We start from the raw sequence: 25,485 nt of genomic DNA, 5'->3' as shown, positions 1-25,485 counted from the left end.
CCCGGTCAGGCCGGCAGACCGGGCAGCGCACCGTTCTTGGCGAGCCGCTCCAGTTCGTCCAGGGCCGCGACCGCCTGTCGGGCGGCCTCCGGGTCGCTCTCGGCGATCCCGCTCGCCTCGAACTCGTCCTCGTCGAGGCGCAGCACCTCGCTGCCGTCCGCCGACACCCACAGGTCGAGGTCGAGGTCCTCGACCACGATCTCGGCGGGCCCCTCGGCCGGCTGCCGGACCACTGCGGGGCGGGTGACGTCGCAGTACCAGCCCTTGAGCACCCCGGCGCCGTCGCGGACCTCCTTGACGGCGTACCAGCGGTCGCGCCAGTAGTGCTCGACGAACACGTCGCCCGGCTCGAAGCGCACGAACCCGAAGTCCCGCACCTTGGGCGCCGACCACGGCGCGGTCACGGAGATCTGTGAACCGTCGTCGGCCAGCACGCCCGCCTGGTACCGGATCTTGACCCGGCCGGCCTTGGTCAGCACCACGTCCGTCAGTTCCCGCATCCCACTCGCCCCAGTCCTCGGTCCCGCACGTGTGTCGCCCGGTGATCGTATCGAAACGGGCATCCGATGACGATCATCATTCCGGCCAGCCCGGGACTCGGCGGAAGAGCGCGCCACTGGCGCCTCCCCGGGGATCGGGGGCCCTGCGTTCTGGCCGAAACGATGCCCCCGCCGTATGCGGGGCGGGTCGGGAACGGGCGGCGCGGCCCCCGGCCGGGGACCGCCCGGCTGCACATGCGGTGACGCAGAGCGATAATTGCACCAGTACGCAGAGAGCCGTTCCGCAGATCCGGAAGTGGGGCGCAGTGATGCAGGACCCGGTGTTCCACGATGCCTCCGGCGGGCCCGCGGAACCGGGCGACGAGACGTACGCCCTGCTCGACGCGCGCGGCGTGGTGATCGGCTGGGGCCCCGGGGCGGAGCGGCTGCTCGGCTATACGGCACGGGAGGTGCACGGGCGGCGCGGGGCCGATCTCCTGCTCGCGCGCTCGGACACCGGGCACACGGTCCTGCGGCACCGCAGCGGGCGCGGGGTGGAGGTGGCTCTGCATGCGCGGCCCATGGTGTCCACGGCCGGTGACCGACAGTGGCTGATCCAGGCCACCGACACCGACGCCAACCGGCGGCGCGAGCTCAGCGAGGCCCTGATCAGGGGGTTGTTCACCGAGTCCCCTTTCCTCATCGACGTCTTCGACACGCAGCTGCGGTTCATCGCGCAGAACGACGCCCTGCGGCGCGGTGCGGGCTTCGCGAACGAGGAGTTCGTCGGGCGCACCATGTCCGAGGTGGCGCCGCCCGACCTGCTGGACATGGCGGCCCTGGAGGCGCGCCAGCGCCATGTGCTGGAGACCGGCGAGGCCCTCGTCCACACCGAGGTGCGCGGCCTGCTGCGCGGTGACTCCGACCGGCAGCACGTCTGGTCCGAGAGCATCCTCCCGCTGCGGAGCAGCTCCGGCGAGCTGATCGCGCTGGCGCACGCCGTGACCGACGTGACCGAACGGGTCCGGGCCCGCGAACGGTTGGCGCTGGTCAATGACGCGAGCACGCGCATCGGTACCACGCTGGACGTGCTGCACACCGCGCGGGAGCTCGTCGCCGTGGCGGTGCCGGAGTTCGCCGACCACGCCTACGTCAACCTGCTCGCCCCGGTGTTCAGCGGCGAGGAGCCGGTCGCCGGGCCCGTGGGCGAGGCCGTGGCGCTGCTGCGCGCGGCGACGTCCGCCGTCCCCGGCGGACCGGCGGAGCCCGCCGTCGCGACGGGTGACACCGACCCCTTCGCCTCCGGACCGGGCTCCCTGTTCACCCGGGCCACGGCCGGCGGCGAACCGCAACTGCTGAGCGGCGAGGAACTGATCGCGGAGGTCGCCCCGGTCGACCCCAGGCAGGCCGAGCTGGTCCGCGCGTACGGGGTCCACTCGTGGCTGCTGGTTCCCATGTCCGCGCGCGGGGCGGCGCTCGGCGCCGCGGTCTTCGTACGGTACGAGCGCGCCCACGGTTTCGAGCCGGACGACGTCCTGCTGGCCGAGGAGCTCGCGGCGCGCGCGGCGGTCTGCATCGACAACGCGAGCCGATACACGCGGGAGCGGACGGCGGCCCTGGCCCTGCGGCGCAGCCTGCTGCCCCAACGGCTGCCCGTGCTGGGCGCGTTGGAGGCGGTGACGCGCTACCTGCCCGCGCACGGCCAGGCGGAGCTGGGCGGGGCCTGGTACGACGTGATCCCGCTGTCGGGCGCGCGGGTGGCGCTGGTGGTGGGCGACGCACGGGGGCACGGCCTGAACGCCGCGGTGACCATGGGCCGGCTGCGGACCGCGGTGCGCACCCTCGCGGACCTCGACCTCTCCCCCGACGAGCTGCTCTCGTACATGGACGACCAGATCCACCGGTTCGTGGACGAGCACGGCCAGGACGGGGACGGCGGGCCGCGCCCGGGCGGGGCGGCCGGGACGACCTGCGTGTACGCCGTCTTCGACCCGATCTCGCGGCAGTGCACCGTGGCCTGCGCGGGCCATCCGGCGCCTGTCCTCGCGCCGGTGGGCGGGGTGCCCGCCATCGTGGCGCTGCCCACCGGACCTCCCCTCGGTCTCGGCGGATCGCCCTTCGAGAGCGTCGAGTTGACGCTGGACGACGGAGACGTACTGGTGCTGTACACCCACGGCCTGGTCGCAGCGCCCGACCGGGACGTGGACCTCGGCCTCGAACGGCTCCCGGAGGCACTGTCGGGCGTCGCGCTCGCCCCGCCGACCGGAGTCGGGCGCACGCCGGGGAACGGGCTGGACGAGGCCTGCGACGCGGTGATCGGCCGGCTGCTCCCGGTGCTGCCGCAGAACGACGTGGCCGTGCTGATGGTGCGCCTGCACGAGCTGGCGGCCGGGCACCACGTCACGTGGGACCTGCCGGCCGAGCCCGAGGTCGTGGGGCGCGCCCGGAGGCTGGCGACGCGGCAGCTGGCCGCATGGGGACTGGAGGAGCTGGAGTTCACCACGGAACTGGTGGTCAGCGAACTGGTCACCAACGCGATCCGCTACGGAAGCGAGCCCATCCAGCTGCGGATGATCCGCGACCGCGAGCTGATCTGCGAGGTCTCGGACGGTAGCAGCACCTCCCCGCACGTACGGCGCGCGGAGGAGACCGACGAGGGAGGGCGCGGGCTGTTCATGGTCGCCCAGCTCGCCCAGCTCTGGGGCACCCGCTACCACGCCCGGGGCAAGACGATCTGGGCCGAACAGCCCTTCCCCGAGGGGTTCCTGGAGGCGGCGGACGCCGCCGCGGCCCGTGTCTGACGGCTGACGGCTGACGGCCGCCCGGGGCGCACGCCCGTGCCCCCGGCCACTGCGGCCGGGGGCACGGGTCCGGGTACTAGGTCGTGTCCGCGAAGTGGCGCCGGCCGCCCGCGTACCGGACGTAGTCGGGCGCGCCCGACGACGCAGCGAGGTGCGGCGCCGGACGCCGCGGAGCAGGCGGGACCGCGGACCCGGCCTAGGCCGACAGGGCCTGGTCGTACGCCGCCGTCGGTACGGGGGCGTAGCCCGTGGGCCGGGTGGTGAACGTGCCCCGCCCCTGGGTGCGGCTGCGCAGCCGGGTCGCGTAGCCGAACAGCTCGGCCAGCGGCACGGTGGCGGTGACCGCCGTGCTCCCCGCCCTCGCCTCCGAGCCCGAGACCCGGCCGCGCCGCGCGGCCAGGTCGCCCAGGACTCCGCCGACGGCGTCGTCGGGTACGGTCACCACGACCTCGGCCACCGGTTCCAGCAGCTCCATCGCGGCGGCGCGCAGGGCCTCGCGCAGCGCGAACCTGCCCGCCGCCCGGAACGCCATGTCCGAGGAGTCCTTGGAGTGGGTTGCCCCGTCGATCAGGGTGACCCGTAGCCCGGTCACGGGGTGCCCGGCGAGGGGACCCTCGGCGAGCGCGTCCCTGCAGCCCGCCTCCACCGCGCGGACGTACTCCTGCGGCACCCGCCCGCCGATGACGGTCGAGCGGAAGTCGAACCCGCCGTCGCCGTCATCGCCGCGCAGGGGCTCGACGTCGAGGACCACGTGGGCGAACTGGCCCGCGCCGCCGTCCTGCTTGACGTGCCGGTACACCAGCCCCGACACCCCGCGCGCGACGGTCTCCCGGTAGGCCACCCGCGGGCGGCCCACGCCGATGTGCAGTCCGTGGCTGCGGCGGACCTTCTCCACCGCCACCTCCAGGTGCAGCTCGCCCATTCCCGACAGGACCGTCTGGCCCGTCTCGGGATCCGTCCGGACCACCAGCGACGGGTCCTCCTCGACCAGCCGGGCCAGCGCGGCGGACAGGCGGCCCGCCTCGGCGTTGCTGCCCGCCTCGACCGCGACGGACACCACCGGTGCGGCGGTCTTCGGCGGTTCGAGGACGAGCGGCGCGTCCGGTGCGCACAGCGTGGATCCGGCACGGGTGCCCTTGAGCCCGACCACCGCGACGATGTCCCCGGCCACGGCCCGGTCCACCTCGGCGTGCCGGTCAGCCTGGACGCGCAGGATGCGTCCGATCCGCTCGGTCCGGCCCGTGGCCGCGTCCAGCACGGTGTCCCCCTTCCTCATCGTTCCCGAGTAGACGCGCAGGCAGGTCAGCCGTCCGGTCGCCGTCGCGTTCACCTTGAACGCGAGCCCGGCGAACGGCGCCGCCGGGTCGGCGGCGCGCTCCTCCACCGCCGTGCCGTGGGTTCCCCGTACGGGCGGCATGTCGGCCGGCGAGGGGAGGTACGACACGGCGGCGTCCAGCAGCGGCTCGATCCCGCGGTTGCGGTACGCCGAGCCGCACAGCACGACGACGCCCTCGCCGCTGCGCGTCAGGTCGCGCAGGGCGGCGCCCAGCGTGGCGGCGGACAGCGTCGAGGTGGCGCAGTACTCCTCCAGGGCGCCCGGATGGAGTTCGGCCACCCGCTCCTCCAGCAGCCGCCGTCGACTGCGCGCCTCCTCGTACAGGGCGTCGGGTACGGCGCCCGTCTCGTACGAGTCGTGTTCGGCGCGCCAGAGCAGCGCCCGCATGCCGACGAGGTCCACCGTCCCGCGGAATCCGTCCTCCTGCCCGATGGGCAGCTGGACGACGAGCGGAACGACGTGGAGCCGCTCCCGTACGGAGGCGACCGCCCGGTCGAGATCGGCGCCGACGCGGTCCATCTTGTTGACGAACACGATGCGCGGCACACCGTGGCGGTCGGCTTGTCGCCATACCGATTCGCTCTGCGGTTCGACTCCCGCGACGGCGTCGAACACCGCAATCGCTCCGTCGAGGACGCGCAGCGAGCGCTCCACTTCGTCGGCGAAGTCGACGTGTCCCGGCGTGTCGATCAGGTTGACGCGGTGGCCGTCCCAGCTACAGCTGACTGCGGCGGCGAAGATCGTGATGCCGCGGTCGCGCTCCTGGGGGTCGTAGTCGGTGACGGTCGTGCCGTCGTGGACCTCGCCGCGTTTGTGGGTGGTCCCGGTGGCGTAGAGGATCCGCTCGGTGACAGTGGTCTTCCCGGCATCGACGTGGGCGAGGATGCCGAGGTTGCGGACGGTGGTCGAGGTGTTCAGGTGGGTGCGCATGGCCCGAGGTCCTTCAGGAAGGTGGTGGTGCAGGGCGGCGCGATTTCCGGACGGGACGGGGCTCGGGGCGGGCAGGCGTCATAGGGCTCGGCCGCACCCCGGGCACGCCCGGGTGTGCGAGGCCGGCTCGCCTGCCGTCAAGAGGATCGGGTCTTCGTCGCGGACGTCCGATGGCGGCCGCGCAGCCGTCATCGGGAAGCCGAAGACACCGGGATCACGTCGTACCGGGAGCGGGGAACGAAGACGGCGATGCGGTGACACATGGCCCGGCTCCCCTCACTGGAATCCTCGGAATCACTGGAGTCGTTCGACTCGCAGGACGGAGCGCACGCCACGTCGTGTGGCGGCACGGGAGCGAGTGTAGTGACACGGCAGCGGCCCGGCACCGCAATTGTTCGCGGGGCCGGGCCGGACGCCCCCTCAGGAAGCGGCGGGACTCGGGGAGTCGTGCCCGCCGGCGTGGGAGGAGCCGTGGGAGGCGTCGTGCGTGGGGTCTTGCGCGGGGGTCTGCGCGGGGTCTTGCGCCGGGGTCTGCCCGGGGTCGTGCGGGGTGTCGTGGGAGGAGGAGCCGTGGCCGGGGGCGCTCTGGATGGTCCCGCCGAGGCGGGTGTGGGCCGGGGCCAGCGCCTCGGCGGATGCCCCGGTGACGACCCAGGTGGGGCCCACCAGGTACGTACCGCCGTAGTTCTGGGCCTCCGTCAGCCAGGCCTGGCGGCCCTGCTCGCTGATGAAGGTGGCCATCCGGAAGGCCTGCGGCCCCGTCCCGCACGCCCCCTCCCGGAGTTCCTCCGCGTCGACCGTGATCTCGGGCGTACAGCCGAGGGCGTCGCCGATCTGCTGGAGCGGAGCGGGGCGGGCGCCGGACGCGGGGGGTGCGGACGGGCTCGGGTCGGATCCCTGCGGACCGGCCGACGCCCGGGCGGTGCAGCCGCCGCACAGCAGCGTCACGAGCAGCACGGCGGCAGCGGCGGCGGCGATACGGGGTGAAGGGGGCATGCTGGCTGCCTCACAGGGGGTCGGGGGCGGGATCGTCACCGGGATCACCGGGTTGCGGCACGCGTCACGCCGTCGGCGGGACCTTCTTGCCCTCGGCGGTGACCGCGAACCAGAGCCCCTGCTTGTTGTGTCCGTTCGCCTGGCCGGGCTCGGTGTCCCCGGTGAACGTGTAGACCGGCCAGCAGTCGATCGTCAACTGCTCGCTGCCGTCGGGCCGCTTGACCGATCCGACCAGCTTGCCAGAAATTCCCTCGGCCTTCGACTTGTCCACGGCGGGAGCGGGCTTCCAGGTGTCCAGGCAGGCTCCCAGGCAGCCGAACTTCATCGGCCACGCACTGTCCTTGTCGAATCGGTAGAGCGTGCGCCACTGCCCGTCCACCAGAATCTTTCCGAGTTTTTCGTTGTCGGCCACGGAGAGTTCCGCGCCCGACTTCATTTCCATGCCCGCCATCCCTCCGTTTCCGTCCGCCTTCTGTTTCTTGTCGACGGCCTTCTTGCCGTCCGGTGCCAGTGCGTGCCAGGTGCCGCCGACGCCCTCGCCCTTCGCCTCGCCCGCCTTCGTGTCCTTCGCGTAGCGGTACACGGGCCAGCCGGCGAGGGTCAGCTGCTTGCTGCCGTCCGCCCGGGCGACCGAGCCGAGGAGGGAGGCGTCTATGCCGGCGGCGGCCGACGCATCGTCCGCCGGGACCGCCGGCCAGGTCATGGCGCAGTCCCCCTCACAGTTGGACTTGGGCGGCTTCGGGGTGTCCTTGTCGAAACGGTAGAGGGCCATTCCGGCACTGTCGGTGACCACGCTGCCGACGCTCTCGATGTCGCGCACGGCCAGCTGCCCCGCCGGCTCGCCCTTGCCGGCGCCCGAGCCGACGTCGGAGCCCGACCCCGAGCCGGCGGCGGGAGCGGCGCCGCCCGCCCCGTAGCCGCCCGCTCCGTAGCCCGTGTCGTACGCGCCCCCGAGAGCCTTCCCGGCACCCGCCGGCTGTACGGAATTCGCGTTGCGCGCGCCATTTTCGCTGCTTCCGCATCCGGCCGCCAGCAAGATAACCGCGGCTACCGATCCGACAGTTGCCATACCACGCTTCTTGTTCACGATCGCTCCTTCGGGTTGAACCCGGGGGGTTCGTCTACTGCCTTATTCATAAGGCCTGAGGGGTTCACCGAATTCGAATGAGCGGGAATTTGTCAGATCACGCTAACGGTTGAACTCCCACTGCCGGCGGCCGTTTACCGCGGGCTCATTCCTGAATGCGCAGCGCGAGCGCGGGGCATCGGCGCACCGCGCGCAGCGCCTTCGGCCGCAGCCTTCCCGGGACCGACATGACGGCCTCGGCCGGGTAGCCGTCGCGGTCCAGCCGTACGACGTCGGGCAGCACGTCCACGCAGAGCCCGTGGCCCTTGCACAGCGTCCAGTCCACGACGAGCTTTTCGGGGTTCTCGTCCTCGGGCAGGGGCAGCGCACCGAGCACACGGCGGCCGCAGCCGCTGCCGAGGGCGTGGTCGCGCATCTCCTCGGGGAAGACGGCGAGCGCGGAGGCCATGAAGGCCGAGGTGCCGTCGGGATGGCTGCACGCACCGCGGCGCAGCACCCCCCGCATCCGCGCCTCGACCGCCTCCAGGGCGGCGCGGCCTCCCCCGGCCACCAGCGCGTCCACGGCGTCGGCGAGCGAGGGCAGGCCCCGGACGCACGGGCCGCACTGGCCGGCGGTCTCGTCCGCCATCCAGCGCATCACGCGGGCCACTTCGCCGGCCGGGCAGGTGTCCTCGGGCAGCGGCAGGATCGCACCCGCCCCGAGCGTGGCCTTGTACGCGGTCAGGGATTCGCGGGAGAGCAGTGCCGTCCGCGCCGCCGCCGGCGTCAGCCATTTGCCGTGGTACCCGCCGACCAGGACGCCCTGGCCGGGGGACGAGCCGCACAGTTCCAAGACGTACGCCAGGGACGTCCCGAGCGGCGCCTCCACGACCGTCGAACCGCTGATCGTCAGCATGACGGTGCCCGGCTCGCTCTCCAGGCCGACCGAGCGGAATCCCGCTACGCCGAGTCGGGCCGCGACGGCGAGCTGGGCGTACGTCTCGGTGTTGGACAGCAGGGTCGGCAGCCCGCTCAGTCCTCGTTCGCTGGTCCGGACCTTCTGCCCGTTCGGGACGGCGGCCCCCCCGTTGAGGCCGTTCACGAGTGAGGTCCCCTCTCCGGAGACGAAGCGCTCGGGGAGCCTGCCGACGCGGACGCGGCTGCCGGCCGCGCCGCGCTCGGCGACGGCGGCCCGCAGGGACTGCTCCACGTCGTCCCTGGTCACGCCGATGGCGACCTCCTCGGCGCCGATCGCGTCGGCCGCCAGCAGGGCGCCGTCGATCACCAGGTGCGGGGAGTGCAGCAGTACGGCGGCGTCCTTGAGGCAGCTCGGCTCGCCCTCGGTGCCGTTCACGACGACGGCGCTGCGCCCCTCCTTGGTCCGGGCGGAGCGGATCACGGCTTTGAGCTTGCGGGCGAACGGAAAGCCCGCTCCCCCGCGGCCCTTCAGGTCGATGCCCTCGGCGAGCTCCACGAGTTCGTCCTGGTTGTACTGCGGCAGCGGCCCGTGCACCACCAGGTGGTTGGCACGGTCGAGCCGCGGCAGCACGTCGAGTCCGGCCAGCAGCCTGGGCTGGCCGACGCACCCGAGGGCGGGATCGACGATCGAGGTCACTGACGGCCCCGCATCCCGTCGAACGAGCCACCGAACCGGTCCGTGCGGGGTCCGGCCCCGATGCCGCTGGGGACGACCACCGTCTCGTACGAGCCGGTGCCGTACGCATCGGCGCCGTACGCGTCGGCTCCGTACGACGGCGCGCCGTCGTACGGCGGGAGGACCTCGGTCGTGGGCTCCAGGGCCTGCCGGGGCGATGGTACGAAGCCGGTCCCCGCGGGTGTGGCGGCCGGGTCGGGCCGCTGCCCGGCCGGGCGGCGGCTCGTCTGGCGCGCCAGACGCGTCGTCAGCCGTTCGGCGGCCCACTCGGCGGGCTGCCGCAGGAACCGCTGCTGCGCGCTCTCGGGACGGGGCTTCGTCTGGGGGGTGGACGACTGAGCGGCCACCGGTCGGACGGGCGCCGCCAGGAGCCTGGCCCGGAGGCGGATGGCCAGCAGGCCGGCGACCCCGATCAGGCAGAGCGCGTACGACACCGTCACCCAATCGTTGGCGGCCCGGCCGGACTTCAGTCCGTGCACCAGGGACGCACCCCACGCGGGGTAGGCGCCCACGTGCAGGGCCCGCCACCACAGGGAGCGCCCCTTGGTGGCGAAGGCGCTGCGGACCGCACCGGAGACCGCCACGGAGACGAAGAGGTATCCGGCCATGGTGCCCAGGCCTATGAGGACCGGCTTGTCCCGGTCGGTGAACGGCAGGAGCGCGGCGGAGGCACTGGTGTGCGCCTCCGTGACCTTGATCCAGATGTGCAGGGCGAGGAAGCCCAGCCCCGCGACGGCGAGGCCGCGGTGCGCGCCCTGGGCGACGAGCCGGTACCCGGAGGTCAGCACCTTGCGGTCCGTGGCCGCGAGGCCCCACAGGACGGCAGAGGTGAGGCAGACGAGCGAGAGGACGCCCGCCCCGAAGTCGAGGAACTCCGCGAAGTGGCTGAAGGCGCCCACCCAGGCCGCCACGGCCAGGAAGAGCAGGGCCGTGAAGGCGGCTACGACGAGCGTGGCGGGACGTACGCCTCCCGCGGGGGCCAGCAGGGGCGGCCTGCGGACCGCCCGCCGGCCGGCGGCCGCGGCAGCGGCGACGCCGGCATGGCGTCTGGTGCGGTTGGCCCGATGTGAACGGGGCGTACGGGCTTGGGACAGGGGCATTTAGTTCTCCCATACGCCCAGGCCCGAGGCACACTCCACCGCGCACTCGGCGCCCGGGGTAGTCGACGGAACTGCTCCGCGGTGGGCGGGAGATGAGGTCTCAGGTCTCACCGACCGGGAGCGGGGGCCGGAGTGCAGAAGCATCGTGGAGGTTCGCAAGGCCTCCACAGTATTTATCTAATCGTGACAAGTTCTCGTGCGCGTGGCATCGTCACACCAGAGGTCCGCGGAAGATTCCCTTCCAACCGGTGCGGTGGCACCCCCGAGACGCTTTGTCCGCCACCACACCTCCCCGACGGCAAAGTTGAGGCAAAGTCGCGGGACTGCAAGTGGATGGCACTCTCCTGGAGGGTGTACGAGGTGCTCAACTCCCCCGTCCGCACTGGCGCAGAGGGGGGAGGAGGGATGCCTCGGCAGGCTTGTAACCCTCCCACGGGGCAGGCCGTACCCCGGCATGAACGAGGTAACAATGTGCGAACTTCTGAACCGCATCTGGGCGCGTCCCCGAGGCGAATGGACCCGGGTCCTGCGAAGGGAACTCCCCGCGCTGAGCGCGGGAATGGTGGAGGAGCTGAGGGAGGAGCTCCCCGGGTTCTCCGCTCTGGTCGACGACCTTGACGAGGAGGTGGTCAGACAGAGGCTCGAAGTGGCCCTGCTGACCGCCCTCGGATACCGCGAGCCGGCGCCGCAGAAGCAGGCCAAGGCCGCAGACCCGCATTCCGACCCCGACCCCGACCCCCTCCGGGGCGAGCAGGACCACCCGGAGGAAGAAGGGGACGAGGACGAGGACGACTACGCGGCCGAGGAGGAGGACCACGCCTACGCGGCCGAGACGGAAGAAGAGGAGGAAGAGCACCGGGGCCCGCCGCCCCGGCTCCGGGACCCCCGCCGCAGGCAGTTGGCCGCCCTGACGGTGGTCCCCCGGGAGGGACTCGGGACACGCTCCGAAAGGGCCCGGCGCGAGCTGTTCTCCGCGCTTACGAGTGACATGCCCATGGCTGAAATCGCCCTCTCCGAACTCGCCGCGGCGGCCGGCTGGCCCCTCCCGGCCGAGATACGCGCCATCGCCCTGGCCACGCCGGGCGAGACCCAGCAGCTCGCGGCCGTCCTGGACGACGGACTCGCCGGCATGGTCGGCGGCCAGCCCTGCCTGCTGGTCCCGAACCCCGACCCGGATGCCCGCACCTCCCTCGAAGCCCTGCTCCGCGGACGGTTCGCCGCCGTGGGCCACCCCGTCGCCCCCCGCGACACCGCCTCCTCCCTGCGGTGGGCCCTGCGGCTGCTGTCCCTGACCCCCAACCGCCCCGGTCTGGAAGCTCGGGCCCTCTTCGTCGACGACCACCTGTCGACCCTCATGCTGCTCCAGGACGAGCCCCTGGCTCACGCACTGGCCGCACGCTGGCTGCGACCCCTGGCCAACCTGACACCGCGCCAGAGCGAAAGGCTCGAAGTGACCCTTCTGGCCTGGCTCGAAGGTGGGGGCGCACCCGAGGCCGCAAAGGCGCTGAGCGTGCACCCCCAGACCGTGCGCTACCGCATGCGGCAGCTGGAGAAGCTCTTCGGCCCCGGACTGCGGGATCCCCGCACCCGCTTCGAACTCGAAATGGCCCTGCGCAGCCGCCGCCTGATGGCCCAGGTGCGGCGCCAGAACGCGCGGGTGACCCGCAAGGTGCGCTCCGCCGCCAACGACTTCCGGCCGCTCGGCGTGGGCCGCATGGCCCGCGTCAACGGGCTGTAACCCCCGGCCCTCAGGCCCCCGGCCCCCCAAACCCCCGACCCTTCCCCCTTACGCAACGGAAACGGCCCCGGTCCCCCCTCCCGCCCAGGCGGAGCGGGGGACCGGGGCCGCCCGCGTGCTACCGGCCGGCGAGGACCGCGGACGCCCCGGCGCGCAGCGCGGCATTGAGGTCCAGCAGTTCGGCGTACGCGCGGGAACAGGAGCGGCACGACGCCAGGTGGCGGGCGAGACCGCGGCCGCGGAAAGCCCCGCGGCGCCGGACCGCCGCGCCGAGCACGCTGCCGTAGTGGCGGCACCGGTCGTCGGCGGCCGTGTCCAGATGGGCGCGCAGGTACGCCTCGCGCAGTCCCTCGCGGGCCCGGAAGGCCAGCGAGGTCACGGCGCTCGGGGTGATCCCGAGCAGCAGCGGGACGGAGTGGGGGCAGTCGTCCTCGACCAGGGTGTGCCACAGGACGGCCTTCCAGCGTTCGGGCAGGCCGTGGAAGGAGCGGGTGATGAGCCGGCGGTCCTCGCCGGCCAGCAGCCGTCGCTGCGGATCGTCCCCGTCGGGACCGGGCCGGCACCAGGCTTCGACGTCGGGCGTCAGAACGGTTCGGCGGGCGCCGGCCCGCCACTCGACCGCCGTGTGGCGGACCACCGACAGGAGGTACGGGCGCCACTCGTCCAGGGGCCCGGCGCCGGAGCGGACGGCCTGGAGGGTGCGGATGAACGCCTCCGAGACGAGGTCCTCGGCGTCGTGCGGGCCCCGGCAACACCGGCGCGCACATGCAAAAGCGGCGGCACGATGCCGCCGGTAGAGCAATTCGCAGACGGCCGGATCGCCGTCACCGGCCGCGTAGGCCGCCCTGAGCCGCCGGATGAGGTTCCCGTCCGAAGGGTCGGGACCGGGATCGGGATCCGCGTCGGGATCCGCGTCGGGATCCGCGTCGGGATCCGCGTCGGGATCCGGCCCGCGGCGCGGGCCGGGTGTGGTGTGACGAGAGCCGGACATGGCACTCCTCGTGTGGGTCTCAGGGCCCCGTGGGCCCCTTGGGACTGGTGGTACATGCGCGAACGCGGTGCCGGTCCGAAGTCGGCTTCGGACCGGCACCGCTCTCGGGGCGACGCTGGGGGAGGTGGGAGGGGGAGCGTCGACCCGAGGGTCTCAGCGGCAGGCGCGCCCGCCGTTGATGCAGTTCACCGCGTTGGCCATCAGGCCGTTGGACATGACGTTGATGAAGTCTCCGTGGTCGGTCGCCGGCTTGTGCAGCTGCTCGGGGAAGCTGTCCACCGCGAACTGGGAGCCGGCGGGAACGCTGTAGACGATCCGCTGGACCAGCTGCGGGATGGCCTTGAAGCCCTTCTTGCAGTTGCCGTTGGCGTCGGCGAAGGCCACGTGCGTGCGGTGGTTGGCGCTGTCGATGTTCTTGCCGTCCCAGCAGCTCTGGAAGTTGAACGTCCGTACGACGTCACTGCCCTTGGGGCACACCGGGTACTTGTCCTTCAGCTGGCGGTTCTCGAAGCCGGTGCAGCTCCACGACGCGTTCGCATTGCCGTTGCCGTTGGTGAGGGCCTTGGCGTCACCGGTGATGATCCGCATGAAGCGGGGCATCGCCGTGACCTTGCTGACGGGGCTGCCCTTGAACTCGATGGTCACCTGCTTCGGCTTCAGGATCGTGCCGATGTTCGCGTCCTGGCCGCCGCCGGGGGCCTTGGCGTCCTTCTCCGTCTTGCCGTCGCGCAGACGCAGGACCGGCCAGTAGTACGCCGACTGGTCGCCGTTGGTGCAGGTGGTCCCGGCTGCGGCAAGGCTGTTGTTGGTGGAGAAGGCGTCGGTGATCTTGTTGCCGACGTAGTCGTGCATGTGGTGGGCGCCGTTGCTCACACCGGGCGCGACGATGACGTTGTCGGGATTGAAATGATTGTTCTCGTTGCGCCCGCACTGCACGGCCAGGGATCCGGTGGAGGCGCCCCCGCCGGCCGCCGGCTTGCGCACGTTGGGCTTCACGTTGCCGATGGCGACGAAGTCGCTGCGCGCCGGACCGCCCTTGGCCAGCTGGGGCGCGGCCTGTGCCGCCGCGCCCTGGGCGGCCGCGCCCTGGGCGCCGTTCGCCGGGGCCGGGTCGGCGGCCGCCGCCTCCTTCATCACGCACTTGCTGAGCGCGTCCAGTCCGGTCGGCTTCGCCCCTGCCTTCCCGAGCGTGTCGGACAGGGCGGTGATGGTCTTGCTGCGCTGCTGCTTGAGCCCGCCGAGCAGGGCGTCGCTCTTGGCCTGGCCGGACGAGAGCTGCTTGTACGCGTCGGCGACCTGGGTGTCGAGCTGCGCGAGGTTCTTGTCCACCTGGCCCCGGGACTGGTCGGGGACGTTGTTGAGCTTGTCGCCCACGTCGGGGCAGTCGATGGTGGCGGTAACGGGCGCCGTACGGGAATCCTGCCCGGCGAAGGCGCCCTGGGAGACGAGCACTACGCCGCCGCCGCCCAGGACCAGGGCGGACATCGCGGCAAGGATCTTGTGCGACGGCTTCAGACGGCGTTTATGGCCCTTTTGACTCATACGATCACTTCACTTCGTCGGTCGGGAAACGGGGGAAGAAGCGGCCGGGGCAGGTGCGGAGGGGGTACCCGACGGGGTGTCCGCGAGGCCGTCGAAGTCGACGAGCCCGCTGGCCTCAAGGACCGTGATGTGGTCCAAGACGGTGGTGTTGGCGTCCGTGGCGAGGTCCCGGACCATGGAATTGCGCGTCTGGGCGCGGATCTGGGCCACCAGCGCGAACACCTTGCCGTGAGCCCTGCGCAGCAGCTGTACGAACAGCCGCTCGTACTGGGGGCCTTGGGCCCGGTCCATCTGGCCGAGCCATTCCTGCTGCTGTGCGCTGGGCTGGCTCGGGATCTCCATGCCGAGGGCCTGGGCCACCTCCGTGACCCTGCGGTCCAGCTCGGTGTGGCCTTCGACGAGGTGCTCCCCGGCCGTGCGTATCGCGGGGCGGGTGCTGCGCTGCTGGGCCTGCCGTCCTGCGGGCAACTCCCACAGGCCGGCCAGGCGCACCTTGCGGACGAAGTCCCGGTCCTGGGGGGTGAGCGGCCCGAAGGCCGTGCTCTGGATCCCCATGCCGTCATCGTCGGCGGCCGCCGGAACGGTGGCGGCCGCGGCGCTTCTCCCGCCGAACTTCTGCACGGGAATCAGCAACGCGATCAGGGTGAAGGCGAGGGCGCCGATGACGACGCCCGTCGCCATCACGTGTCGCGATGCCACCGACATGCTGCCGACGGCCGACCGACGGAATCCCAGCACTGTTCCTCCTTGCTGCGTGGACCGGGAGGGGCTGCGCCGGCACGGGCTCCGGTCGTTGCTCCGGCAGTTGCCCGTGTCCAGTGCACCCGCGCTCCCCGGGTGCCACGGGACGCTAGTGCCAGTTGTGGTGCCCGTTTGGAAGGACCATCACGAATGGACAAACATCCGGGCAACGCCTCGAAAGGCTGGTACCGTGCGCAGGCGCTACTCGCGCGGTGTCTCGGACACGGGCCGGGTCCTGGCTATGAGCAGGGCCACGTCGTCGCGGTCGTCCGGCTGGCGCAGTTCGTCCAGCAGCAGGTCACAGGTCTCTTCCAGCGGCCGGCCCGGGTCGTCGAGCAGTGCGGTGAGCACGTGCATGCGGACGTCGATGTCCTCGTCCCGGGTTTCGACGAGCCCGTCCGTGTACAGGACGAGCTGGTCCCCCACGCCCAGGTCCAGAGCAGTGGCCTCGAAGGGTACGCCCCCGACCCCCAGCGGCGCGCCGGTCGGCAGGTCGAGGAGCTCGGGCGGCCGCCCGGGGCTCGTCCGTACGGGGGGCAGGTGTCCGGCGGTCGCGATGCGGCACTGGTTGCGGTGCGGGTCGTAGACGGCGATCACGCAGGTGGCCATGGTGTGCCCGAGCCCGGTGGTGGTGTGGTCGAGCCGGGTCAGGACGGCCGCGGGGTCGAGGTCGAGTTCCGCCAGGGTGCGGGCGGCGGTGCGTAGTTGGCCCATGGTGGCGGCGGCGTTGATCCCGCTGCCCATGACGTCCCCGACCACGAGGGCGGTCTTGTCGTCCGGCAGCGGGATGACGTCGAACCAGTCGCCGCCGACCTCGCCGGCCGCCGCGGCGGGCTGGTACCGGTAGGCGATCTCCAGGCCCGGGGTGGGGGTGGGGTGGTGGGGCAGCAGGTGGCGTTGGAGGGTGAGGGCCGCGTGGCGCTGCTTCTGGTACCAGCGGGCGTTGTCGATGCAGACGGCGGCGCGGGCCGCCAGTTCGCTGGCGAGCAGGACGTCGTCCTGGTCGAACGGCAGCGGGTTGTCGGTGCGTTGGAGGCCCATGGCGCCGATGACCTCGCCGCGGGCGATCAGCGGCACCGCGAGGTACGAGTGGAGCCCGGCCTCGACGAGGAGGGTGGCGGCGGTGGCGTCCCGGGCGACGCTGCCCATCTCGTCCGCGGTGACGTGCGCGACGAGCACGGGACGGGCGGACTGCACGCACTGGGTGACGACCCGGGTCGCGTCGTAGCGGGCGATCGAGCCGACCGGGTCGGCCGCGCGGGTGGCGGGCGTGGAGCGCGCCGCCTTGACGGCGAGGGCACGGAACCGCACGGTCTCGTCCGTCGGCGCCCCGGGCGGGTGATCGCCCGTCAGGATGGCGTCGAGGACGTCGATCGTGGCCAGGTCGGCGAGTTGCGGTACGGCGACCTCGCCGAGTTCGCGCGCCGTGACCCAGAGGTCGAGGGTGGTGCCGATGCGTACGGAGGCGTCGGCGATCAGGGCGAGCCGCTGGCGGGCCAGGGCGACGGCCATCGAGGTCTTGTGCTGTTCGGTGACGTCGACGACGGAAACGGCGACTCCCAGCGGCCGCCCGGCCGGGTCGTCGAGCCGGTAGAGGGAGATCGACCAGGCGTGGTCCCGGTCCGGATCGGCGGGCGTACGGCCGGTGATGAACCGGTCCAGCTGGGGCCGGCCGGTGGCCAGGACCTCGTGCATGGCCGCTTCGATGGACGCAGCGTCCAAACGGGGGAGGGCCTCGTGGACGCGGCGGCCGATGTGCCGGGTGGCGGGCAGGCCGTTGATCCGTTCCAGAGCCGGGTTGACCAGGACGTAGCGGAGCTCGGGGTCGAGGACGGCCAGGCCGATCGGGGACTGGGCGACCAGCCGCATGGACAGGGCCAGGTCGCGTTCCACGCGCCGCAGGGTGGCCTGGTCGGAGGCGATGCCGAGGGCGTAGAGGCTCCCCTCGCGGTCCTCCAGCCGCATGTTGCGGAATTCCGTCGGCCGGGTGCTGCCGTCCTTGTGCCGCACGGGGAACGCCCCCGCCCACGGCCCGCCGCCCGCCATCACCTTCTCGAAGAGGGAGAGGACCACGCCCAGGTGCTCCTCGTCGACGAGGAGCTCCGCCGCGTACCGGCCGAGCGCGTCATCAGCGGTGTAGCCGAACAGTTCCTCCGCCTGCGGGCTCCAGAGCGCGATCCGCCCCTCGGCGTCGAGGAGCACCGCCGCGACACCGAGCACGTCGAGCAGCCCGGGCCCGGTGGCGGGATCGACGGACGCCCCGGCGGAGGGCTCGGAGGAGGGGTCACCGGAGGAGCCGGGTGAACCGGAGGAACCGGAGGAACCGGAGGAACCGGAGGAGGGGCCGGGGCGCGCCGGTTCCGCGTCGGCCGGGAAGGCTTCCGCCGTACTCATGCCGGGCGCTCCTTCCCGTCCGCTGCCGCAAGGGCGGTGCATGGGCCCGCTCGGTCTCCACGCCCCGGGTCCGCCCGGGGTGTCTCCCATCCTCTCTCCACTCCCCCGGACCGGCAGCGCAGCCGCCCGTCGATACGGCCGTACGACGGACCGGCGGGCGGGCACACCGCCCGTCCGGGTGCGCGGGAACGAGGAGCGCGGTGTATCCAGGAGTCATGGACCATCGGCCGCCGCATCCGAGCCATCGCCACGTCGGCGAGCCCCGCCTGCCGCTGCTGGCGGTTCCCTTCGGTCTGATCGCGGTCGTGACGGTGGTCGACGTCCTGGCGCCGCCCGATGTCCACCTGGGGCCGTTCCTCGTCGCGGCCCCGGCGATCACCGCCTCGTTCGCCGGGCCGCGGATGACGGGGTTCGTCGGCACGGTGGCCGTGCTGGCCCAGGTAACGGTGGCGGTGTCACGGACGACCGCCACCGATCTGAATCACACCTTCCAGATCATTGCCCTGGTGTTGATCTCGGCCTTCGTCACGTTCTTCGCACACCTGCGCGAGGTCCACGAGAAGCAGCTGATCCAGCTCCGCTCGGTCGCCGAGGCGGCACAGGAGGTGGTCCTGCGCCCGCTCCGCGACCGGATGGGCCCGCTGCGCCTGGCTTCCGTCTACCTCGCCGCAGAGGCCGAGGCCCAGATCGGCGGGGACCTGTACGCCGCCATCCGCACCCCGCACGGCACCCGGCTGATCATCGGCGACGTCCGCGGCAAGGGCCTGGAGGCGGTCGGGGACGCCGCACTCGTGCTCGGCGCCTTCCGGGCCGTCGCTCACCGGGCGGCGGACCTGCCGACGCTGGTCGCCGACCTGGAGGCGGCCGTGGCCGCCGACCCGGACGGCGCGGGCGAGCCGGCCGGCGAACCCGGCGAGGCGTTCACGACGGCGGCGGTGGTGGACGTCCCCGATCAGGAGATGACGGTACGGCTCATCAGCTGCGGCCATCCACCGCCCCTACTGCTGCGCGGCGGCCGGGTCGTCCCCCTTGAGGTGGACCACCCGGCGCCGCCGCTGGGCCTGACGCAGTTCGTGGACACCGGCTTCGCCCCGCAGTCCTTTTCCTTCGAGCCGGGCGACATGATCCTGCTGTACACGGACGGGGTCATCGAGGCCCGTGACTCCGCCGGCGCCTTCTACCCCCTGCCGGAGCGCGCCGCCGACTGGCCGGGCGACGGCCCGGACGCGCTGCTACGGCATCTATGCGCGGACCTGCTGGCCCATTCCCCGGGCGGCAGCCTGGGCGACGACGCGGCGATGGTCGCCATCGAGCGCGTCAGCGGCCGCTCCTGACCCGGCGCGTCCCGCACTCCGGACCATCGACGCCAACTCCGCGCGCGTGTCGGCCAGTTGTCCGGATTTGAGCTCGTTCGTGAGAAGCATACGGACCGACCCTCCGGGATGATTCGCCCGGGGGCCCTCGTACAACAGGGTGGTGAGGCCATCGAATTCACGGAAGGAAACGGCTCTTCGTGAACATGAAACGCCTCGCACCCATGCTCGCCGCCGCCGGACTCATCGCCACCACCGTCCCCCTGCTCTCCGCGACCGGGGCCTCCGCCGCCCCGGCCGCCGAGTACACGCCGCAGAAGCCCGCGTGGCAGCGGTGCAGCCCCGACCGGCCCGCCGCGTACGAGTGCGCGACGATCAAGGTGCCGCTCGACTACCGGCGCCCCCAGGGACGCACGATCGATCTCGCGATATCGCGGATGAAGAGCGAGAACCCGGCCAAGCGGCACGGCGCCATGCTGCTCAACCCGGGCGGCCCGGGCGGTTCGGGGCTCGATCTGCCGCTGATGATGGACGAGTTGATGCCCAAGGACGTGCGCGACCAGTACGACCTCATCGGCTTCGACCCGCGTGGGGTCGGCGCCTCCACCCCGATCACCTGCGGGCTGACGGACACCGAGCAGAACATCGACCGGCCGTACAAGGAGGAGACGTTCCAGGCGGACGTGGCGTGGGCGCGCACGGTCGCGGAGAAGTGCCGCGAGAAGGCGGGCTCGGTGCTGCCGTTCGTCACCACCCGCAACAGCGCGCGCGACATGGACGCGATCCGCGCCGCGCTGGGCGAGAAGAAGATCTCGTACGTCGGCTACTCGTACGGCACGTACCTCGGCGCGGTGTACACGCAGATGTTCCCGAGCCGCAGCGACCGCATCGTGCTGGACAGCGGCGTGGACCCGCAGCGCATCTGGCGGGGCATGATCCAGGTGTGGGCGACGGAGGCGGAGCCGGCGTTCAAGCGGTGGACGCAGTGGACGGCCGAGCGCTCGACCGAGTACGGGCTCGGCGCCACCCCGGACGCGGTCTCCAAGACCTTCTGGGACCTCGTGGCCCGGGCCGACCGGGAACCGATCGAGTTCGAGGGCACGAAGCTCACCGGTGACGACATCCGCACCTCTCGGGCGCTGTTCTTCTACCCCTCGCAGGCGGCGCCCCTCGTCAAGGCGCTCAAGGACGCGGCCGACGGGAAGCCCGTCACGCTCACCCCGTCCCAGCGGGAGCTGCTCAAGCCGGCCGCCGAGCCCGCTTCGGACAACGGGACGGCCGTGTTCCTGGCCGTGGTGTGCGGGGACACCGAATGGCCGCGCTACCCCGAGCAGTACGAGCGGGAGGCCGCCAAGGACAAGGTCAAGTACCCGCTGTACGGGGACTTCGCCTCGAACATCAAGCCGTGTGCCTACTGGCAGCGGCCGATCGAGCCCCCGACGGCGATGAAGACGAAGACGAACGTACTGACCGTGCAGAACGAGTGGGACTCCCAGACCCCGCTGGTCAGCGGCCAGGGCCTGCACAAGGCGCTCAAGGGCTCGCGGATGGTGCTCGCACAGGGCGGTGAGGGCCACGGCGTGTACCTCGTCGACCCGAACTCCTGCGTCAACGCCCCGGTCAGCTCCTACCTGACGACGGGCAAGCTGCCCGCAGAGGACGTGACCTGCCGGGCGGCGCCGGGCGCCGGCGAGCGCCGGGCAGAGATCGCCCCGCCCTCGCCGCAGCGCTTCCCGACCCTCACCGACGGGAGGTTCTGACCCTTCCCGGGCTCCGGCCGCCGCTCAGGACGCCTCCACGGCGGCCTTGATGCGGCGGCCGAAGTCCGGTGCGTCCTTGCGGGCCGCGCTCAGTGCGAAGCCCACGAGCAGCTTCCCGAATCCGTGTCCTTCGAGCGTGTTGAAGATGCGGACCCGGGTGCGGTCACCAGGGAGGGCCTCGAAGTCGTAGCCGCCCTCCGCGGTGACCAGGTTCCTGCTCTGCTCCGTCCAGCGGATCAGCCGCGGCGGCTCGAAGGCGGTGATGCGGAACTCGCGGCCGGTCTTCATCCCGGCGTCCTTCACCGTGCTGCGGAAGACCGTGCCGACACCGGTCTGGCCGTCGGGGGTCCTGCTGATCTCCTGGACCCGCGGGCTGAACTTCGGGTCGTTGCGGCCGTCGGCCAGGTAGGCGAAGACCTCCCCGACGGGCCGGTCGATCTCGACGGTGGCCTCGAACTGTCCGGACATGGCTGCTGCTCCTCCGTACGCTTCCCCCGATCCACGATCGCAGACCGGCCCCCTCCGCGCGCGGCGCGCGGAGGGCCGTGCGGGCTGGTCTCAGGGGCGCTCCGGGCGCCGCGGGGCGTCGACCGCAGCGCGGGCCGGGGAGCCGGCCACCACGTCCCGGGCCGGGGCGGCCGTGACCCGGCTGCCCCGCAGCGGGGTCAGTAGCCCCGCACCGACGATGAGTAGGCAGAACACCCCGGCGGCCACGCTGACCGCCGGGACCCCGTACCGGGCGGCCAGTACGGTGAGGGCGGCCGCGCCCACCGGGCCCGATGCGTTGTGGACGGTCCAGAAGGCGGAGGTGACCCGCCCGAGCAGCGGGTCCGGGGTCACCTCCTGGCGCAGGGTCATCGAGCAGACCCCGCCGAGGGTCATCCCGAACATGAACACGGCGGCCAGTAGGGCGATCACCGGCAGGCTGTGGCTGACGCCGGTCCCCGCCACCGCCGCGCCGACCAGGGCGACGGAGCCCAGCCAGCAGGCGCCGAACCCGAAGACCCTGCGCAGGGGCGCGGCGGCGAAGGCCGCGCCGACGACGCCCAGGCCGCTCGCGGCGATGACGTAGCCGACGGTGGCCGCGTCCTGGCCGAGTTCGTGTTGGATCCGGTAGACCAGCAGGTCGGTGGCGCCCATGGTGACGAAGGTCAGGAGCGTGAGCAGGACGGTCAGCGGGCGCAGCACGGGGTGGCTCCACAGGAAGCGGAAGCCGACCACGAACATCTCCCGCAGCTTTGCGGGTTCGGCGGCGCGCGGCTTCGCAGCGGGCGGCTCGGCGGCGGGCGGCTCGGCGGATCCGTCCCGCTCGAAGGCCACCCACCGCAGGCTCACGGCGGAGACCAGGAAGGTCGCGCCGTCCACCCCCAGTCCCCAGTCCGCGCCCACCCCGGCGGCGAGGAAACCGGCCGCCGCGGGCCCGCACAGGGTTCCGACGGCGAAGGTGCCCATCAGCCGGCCGTTGGCGGCGGTCAGGTCATCGGCGCGCACCAGGCCGGGCACCGCGGTCACGTACGCCACGTCGAACAGCGTCTTCAGGGCGGTGACCAGTGCCGTCAGTACGTACAGCACCCAGATCCGCGGCCCGGCCAGCCAGATGAGGGGCACGGCGCCCAGCAGCAGCGCCCGTACGAGATCGCAGGTGATCATCAGACGGCGCCGGTCCGTGCGGTCCACCACGTGTCCGGCGAACACCCCGGTCACGATGCTGGTGACGCCCGTGACGACCGTGATCAGGCCCATCTGGACGACGGACCCGGTGGCGTCGTAGACCAGCAGGGGCAGGGCGAGCAGCGAGATCGATCCGCCGAGGACCGACAGGGCCTGGCCGAGCCAGAAGACGTTGAAGTCCCGGTTGCGCCAGAGCGAGGAGTGGTGGGCCGGCACCCGCGCTCAGCCCAGCAGGGCGTAGACGGTCGACGCCGTGGCCGCCGGTTCCTGCGCGCCCTCGGGGGTCATGGTGATGTCGGCGAAGGCCATCCGCTTGCCCAGTTTGGTCACCCGGACCTCGATCAGCACGTCCACGGCGAGCACCGGCCGCTGGAAGCTGGTCGACTGCTGGACGGTGGTCATCGGCCCGTACGCCCCGCGCGCGGCGGAGATCGCGATGACGGTGGCGGTGTCGGCGGCAGCCATCAGCGCCTGCCCGGACAGGCCGCCGCCGTCCCTGACCAACGCCTCCGACCAGGGCAGCCGCAGCACGGCGTGCCGCTCGCCGGTCTCCTGGACGGTCAGCCCGAGGGCGAGCACCCAGGGGGCGAAGTTGTCGGCGAGGATCTTGTCTGCGTCTGTGGGTGTCAGGGTCACCCGGAGATTGTGGCGGCCCGCCCCGGGCCGCACAACACCATTGATCCGTCAGGGCAGTACGCGCTCCGGCCGGTCCGGCGCACCGACGTCGGCCCGAGCTTCGGCCCCCGGCCGAGGACCAGTGCCGGGGGCCGCTGCCAGACGGCCAGTGCCGGGTGGCCAGTGCCAGACGGCCGCTGCCGGGACGCCGGTACCGAGACGCCGGTACCGAGACGCCGCGCCCGCACCGCGGTGGCGGTGCGGGCACCGGCTCCCGGCGCGGGTCAGAGGCTCGCCGCCAGTTCCGTGCCCTGGCGGATCGCCCGCTTGGCGTCCAGCTCGGCGGCCACGTCGGCGCCGCCGATCAGGTGCGGCCGTCCGCCGGCCGCGAGCAGGGCCTCGTACAGGTCGCGGCGCGGCTCCTGGCCGGTGCAGAGCACCACCGTGTCGGCGGGGACGAGCCTCTGCTCTCCGTCGACGGTGATGTGCAGGCCCTCGTCGTCGATCCGGTCGTACGTGGCACCCGCGACCGAGACGACACCGCGGTGCTTGAGCTCCGCGCGGTGGATCCAGCCGGTGGTGGTGCCGAGGCCGGCGCCGACCTTGGTGGTCTTGCGCTGCAGGAGGTGGACCTGGCGCGGGGGCGCGGGCCGCTCGGGCGCGGTGAGGCCGCCGGGACCGGTGTACGCGGTGTCGACGCCCCAGTGGCGGAAGTACGTCTCGGGGTCCTGGGAGGCCCCCTCGCCGCTGTCGGTGAGGAACTCGGCGACGTCGAAGCCGATGCCGCCGGCGCCGACGACGGCGACGCGCTCGCCGACGGGGGCGCCGTCGCGCAGGACGTCGAGGTAGCTGACGACGTTGGCGTGGTCGACGCCCTCGATGTCGGGGATCCGGGGGGTGACGCCGGTGGCGACGACGACCTCGTCGTAGCCCTGGAGCGTCTCGACGTCGGCGCGGGTGCCCAGACGGACGTCGACGGCGCGTGCTTCGAGCTGGGTGCCGAAGTAGCGGATGGTCTCCTCGAACTCCTCCTTGCCCGGGATGCGGCGGGCGATGTCGAGCTGTCCGCCGATGTGGCCGGAGGCCTCGAAGAGGGTGACGGTGTGGCCGCGTTCGGCGGCGGATACGGCGCAGGCGAGCCCGGCCGGGCCGGCGCCGACGACGGCGACGCGCTTCTTCAACTGCGTGGGCGAGAGTACGAGTTCGGTCTCGTGGCACGCGCGCGGGTTGACCAGGCAGCTGGTGATCTTGCCGCTGAAGGTGTGGTCGAGGCAGGCCTGGTTGCAGCCGATGCAGGTGTTGATGGTCTCGGATCGGCCCGCGGCGGCCTTGGCGACGAAGTCGGCGTCGGCGAGGAAGGGGCGGGCCAGCGAGACCAGGTCGGCGCGACCGTCGGCGAGCAGTTCCTCGGCGATCTCCGGGGTGTTGATGCGGTTGCTGGTGACGAGGGGGACGGAGACCGCGCCCATCAGCCGCTTGGTGACCCAGGTGTACGCACCGCGCGGGACGGAGGTGGCGATGGTGGGGATGCGGGCCTCGTGCCAGCCGATGCCGGTGTTGATGATCGTGGCGCCGGCGGCCTCGATCTCCTTGGCGAGGTGGACGACCTCGTCGAGGGTGGAGCCGCCGGGGATCAGGTCGAGCATCGAGAGGCGGTAGATGAGGATGAAGTCCTCGCCGACGGCGGCGCGGGTGCGGCGGACGATCTCCAGCGGGAAGCGCACGCGGTTCTCGTAGGCGCCGCCCCAGCGGTCGGTGCGCTTGTTGGTGGCGGCGGCGATGAACTCGTTGACCAGGTAGCCCTCGGAGCCCATGATCTCGACGCCGTCGTACCCGGCGAGCTTGGCGAGGCGGGCGGCGCGGACGAAGTCCTCGATGGTGCGCTCGACCTCGATGTCGGTCAGCTCGTTCGGGACGAAGGGGCTGATGGGGGCCTGGATGGCGCTCGGGGCGACCAGGTCCTTGTGGTAGGCGTAGCGGCCGAAGTGGAGGATCTGCATCGCGATCTTCCCGCCCTCGGCGTGCACGGCCTCGGTGATCACCCGGTGTTCGGCGGCCTCTTCCTCGGTGGTGAGGCGGGATCCTCCCTCGAAGGGGCGGCCGGCGTCGTTCGGGGCGATGCCGCCGGTGACGATCAGGCCGGCGCCGCCGCGGGCGCGCTCGGCGTAGAAGGCGGCGAGGCGCTCGAAACCCGCGTGCTCTTCCAGGCCGGTGTGCATCGAGCCCATGATCACGCGGTTCGGCAGGGTGGTGAAGCCGAGGTCCAGGGGGCTCAGCAGGTGCGGGTACCGGCTCTGGGAACTCATGAGGGGCGCCTCCTCGCGCGGGGGTGATGAACCTGTTCTAGCGAGGAGGTGG

Annotated in this window: 18 protein-coding genes; 4 read left to right on the top strand and 14 right to left on the bottom strand. The window is 72.5% G+C overall.

All coding sequences use genetic code 11. From position 1 onward, the window contains the following. Window positions 1–5 precede the first annotated feature (5 nt). Entirely contained in the window at window positions 6–500 is a 495-nt protein-coding gene (locus OHA65_RS32380) for a DUF402 domain-containing protein (protein ID WP_327279687.1), read from the bottom strand. 308 nt (window positions 501–808) lie between these two features. On the opposite strand from OHA65_RS32380, the gene OHA65_RS32375 reads away from it, so the two are divergent. After that, entirely contained in the window at window positions 809–3,280 is a 2,472-nt protein-coding gene (locus tag OHA65_RS32375) for a SpoIIE family protein phosphatase (protein ID WP_327279686.1), read from the top strand. A 196-nt stretch (window positions 3,281–3,476) separates the two neighbouring features. On the opposite strand, the gene fusA is transcribed toward OHA65_RS32375, so the two are convergent. From fusA to OHA65_RS32350, 5 genes are all read right to left on the bottom strand, one after another. Beyond that, window positions 3,477–5,546, bottom strand: coding sequence for an elongation factor G (gene fusA / locus OHA65_RS32370; protein ID WP_327279685.1), 2,070 nt, complete (start codon window positions 5,544–5,546; stop codon window positions 3,477–3,479). 420 nt (window positions 5,547–5,966) lie between these two features. Next, complete coding sequence (locus tag OHA65_RS32365; RefSeq protein ID WP_327279684.1) at window positions 5,967–6,542, bottom strand: hypothetical protein; 576 nt, start codon at window positions 6,540–6,542, stop codon at window positions 5,967–5,969. Between the two features lie 64 nt (window positions 6,543–6,606). After that, on the bottom strand, window positions 6,607–7,611 hold the full coding sequence (locus OHA65_RS32360; protein ID WP_327279683.1) for an SCO0930 family lipoprotein: 1,005 nt from the start codon (window positions 7,609–7,611) through the stop codon (window positions 6,607–6,609). A 163-nt stretch (window positions 7,612–7,774) separates the two neighbouring features. After that, window positions 7,775–9,223, bottom strand: coding sequence for an NADH-ubiquinone oxidoreductase-F iron-sulfur binding region domain-containing protein (locus tag OHA65_RS32355; protein ID WP_327279682.1), 1,449 nt, complete (start codon window positions 9,221–9,223; stop codon window positions 7,775–7,777). Next, window positions 9,220–10,362: a hypothetical protein gene (locus OHA65_RS32350; RefSeq protein WP_327279681.1), complete on the bottom strand. Its 1,143-nt coding sequence runs from the start codon at window positions 10,360–10,362 to the stop codon at window positions 9,220–9,222. Before OHA65_RS32350 ends, OHA65_RS32355 begins: the two co-directional genes overlap by 4 nt. Before the next feature lie 469 nt (window positions 10,363–10,831). On the opposite strand from OHA65_RS32350, the gene OHA65_RS32345 reads away from it, so the two are divergent. Further along, window positions 10,832–12,100, top strand: a complete 1,269-nt coding sequence (locus tag OHA65_RS32345) for a helix-turn-helix domain-containing protein (protein WP_327279680.1) — start codon at window positions 10,832–10,834, stop codon at window positions 12,098–12,100. 118 nt (window positions 12,101–12,218) lie between these two features. On the opposite strand, the gene OHA65_RS32340 is transcribed toward OHA65_RS32345, so the two are convergent. The 4 genes from OHA65_RS32340 to OHA65_RS32325 form a co-directional block, all read right to left on the bottom strand. Beyond that, entirely contained in the window at window positions 12,219–13,091 is an 873-nt protein-coding gene (locus OHA65_RS32340) for an RNA polymerase sigma factor (RefSeq protein WP_405762989.1), read from the bottom strand. Window positions 13,092–13,244: 153 nt separating this feature from the next. Continuing rightward, window positions 13,245–14,633, bottom strand: a complete 1,389-nt coding sequence (locus OHA65_RS32335) for a DUF1996 domain-containing protein (protein WP_405762987.1) — start codon at window positions 14,631–14,633, stop codon at window positions 13,245–13,247. Between the two features lie 9 nt (window positions 14,634–14,642). Then, the gene (locus tag OHA65_RS32330; protein WP_327279677.1) at window positions 14,643–15,371 is read right to left on the bottom strand and encodes a DUF4142 domain-containing protein; all 729 of its coding nucleotides are present in this window, start codon (window positions 15,369–15,371) and stop codon (window positions 14,643–14,645) included. Between the two features lie 204 nt (window positions 15,372–15,575). Beyond that, the gene (locus tag OHA65_RS32325) at window positions 15,576–17,768 is read right to left on the bottom strand and encodes a SpoIIE family protein phosphatase (RefSeq protein WP_327279676.1); all 2,193 of its coding nucleotides are present in this window, start codon (window positions 17,766–17,768) and stop codon (window positions 15,576–15,578) included. A 215-nt stretch (window positions 17,769–17,983) separates the two neighbouring features. Here OHA65_RS32325 and OHA65_RS32320 point away from each other — a divergent pair, with 215 nt between their 5' ends. Both OHA65_RS32320 and OHA65_RS32315 read left to right on the top strand, forming a co-directional pair. Continuing rightward, the gene (locus OHA65_RS32320) at window positions 17,984–19,102 is read left to right on the top strand and encodes a PP2C family protein-serine/threonine phosphatase (protein WP_327279675.1); all 1,119 of its coding nucleotides are present in this window, start codon (window positions 17,984–17,986) and stop codon (window positions 19,100–19,102) included. A 185-nt stretch (window positions 19,103–19,287) separates the two neighbouring features. Next, the gene (locus OHA65_RS32315) at window positions 19,288–20,841 is read left to right on the top strand and encodes an alpha/beta hydrolase (protein ID WP_327285870.1); all 1,554 of its coding nucleotides are present in this window, start codon (window positions 19,288–19,290) and stop codon (window positions 20,839–20,841) included. A gap of 24 nt (window positions 20,842–20,865) precedes the next feature. Here the strand turns inward: OHA65_RS32315 and OHA65_RS32310 are convergent, their stop codons facing one another. From OHA65_RS32310 to OHA65_RS32295, 4 genes are all read right to left on the bottom strand, one after another. Then, entirely contained in the window at window positions 20,866–21,309 is a 444-nt protein-coding gene (locus tag OHA65_RS32310; protein ID WP_327279674.1) for an SRPBCC family protein, read from the bottom strand. A 90-nt stretch (window positions 21,310–21,399) separates the two neighbouring features. Continuing rightward, a complete protein-coding gene (locus OHA65_RS32305) occupies window positions 21,400–22,728 on the bottom strand; it encodes an MFS transporter (RefSeq protein WP_327279673.1) in 1,329 nt (442 codons plus the stop codon). 6 nt (window positions 22,729–22,734) lie between these two features. Further along, the gene (locus tag OHA65_RS32300; RefSeq protein WP_327279672.1) at window positions 22,735–23,148 is read right to left on the bottom strand and encodes a PaaI family thioesterase; all 414 of its coding nucleotides are present in this window, start codon (window positions 23,146–23,148) and stop codon (window positions 22,735–22,737) included. Between the two features lie 263 nt (window positions 23,149–23,411). Beyond that, complete coding sequence (locus OHA65_RS32295; RefSeq protein WP_405762984.1) at window positions 23,412–25,433, bottom strand: FAD-dependent oxidoreductase; 2,022 nt, start codon at window positions 25,431–25,433, stop codon at window positions 23,412–23,414. Between the last annotated feature and the right edge of the window lie 52 nt (window positions 25,434–25,485).

The sequence above is a fragment of the Streptomyces sp. NBC_00045 genome, from assembly GCF_045041095.1.
GTDB lineage: Bacteria > Actinomycetota > Actinomycetes > Streptomycetales > Streptomycetaceae > Streptomyces.
The sequence above is the reverse complement of the archived record's forward strand: the minus strand, read 5'-3'. Positions and strand labels throughout refer to the sequence as shown.

Bases quoted from the DNA above. Each gene is read 5' to 3' on its own strand.
- OHA65_RS32315 (WP_327285870.1), top strand. From the start codon at position 19,288: ATGAAACGCCTCGCACCCATGCTCGCCGCCGCCGGACTCATCGCCACC.
- OHA65_RS32320 (WP_327279675.1), top strand. From the start codon at position 17,984: ATGGACCATCGGCCGCCGCATCCGAGCCATCGCCACGTCGGCGAGCCC.
- OHA65_RS32340 (WP_405762989.1), bottom strand. From the start codon at position 13,091: ATGTCCGGCTCTCGTCACACCACACCCGGCCCGCGCCGCGGGCCGGAT.
- OHA65_RS32365 (WP_327279684.1), bottom strand. From the start codon at position 6,542: ATGCCCCCTTCACCCCGTATCGCCGCCGCCGCTGCCGCCGTGCTGCTC.
- OHA65_RS32295 (WP_405762984.1), bottom strand. From the start codon at position 25,433: ATGAGTTCCCAGAGCCGGTACCCGCACCTGCTGAGCCCCCTGGACCTC.
- fusA (WP_327279685.1), bottom strand. From the start codon at position 5,546: ATGCGCACCCACCTGAACACCTCGACCACCGTCCGCAACCTCGGCATC.
- OHA65_RS32335 (WP_405762987.1), bottom strand. From the start codon at position 14,633: ATGAGTCAAAAGGGCCATAAACGCCGTCTGAAGCCGTCGCACAAGATC.
- OHA65_RS32375 (WP_327279686.1), top strand. From the start codon at position 809: ATGCAGGACCCGGTGTTCCACGATGCCTCCGGCGGGCCCGCGGAACCG.
- OHA65_RS32325 (WP_327279676.1), bottom strand. From the start codon at position 17,768: ATGAGTACGGCGGAAGCCTTCCCGGCCGACGCGGAACCGGCGCGCCCC.
- OHA65_RS32350 (WP_327279681.1), bottom strand. From the start codon at position 10,362: ATGCCCCTGTCCCAAGCCCGTACGCCCCGTTCACATCGGGCCAACCGC.
- OHA65_RS32360 (WP_327279683.1), bottom strand. From the start codon at position 7,611: ATGGCAACTGTCGGATCGGTAGCCGCGGTTATCTTGCTGGCGGCCGGA.
- OHA65_RS32310 (WP_327279674.1), bottom strand. From the start codon at position 21,309: ATGTCCGGACAGTTCGAGGCCACCGTCGAGATCGACCGGCCCGTCGGG.
- OHA65_RS32380 (WP_327279687.1), bottom strand. From the start codon at position 500: ATGCGGGAACTGACGGACGTGGTGCTGACCAAGGCCGGCCGGGTCAAG.
- OHA65_RS32345 (WP_327279680.1), top strand. From the start codon at position 10,832: ATGTGCGAACTTCTGAACCGCATCTGGGCGCGTCCCCGAGGCGAATGG.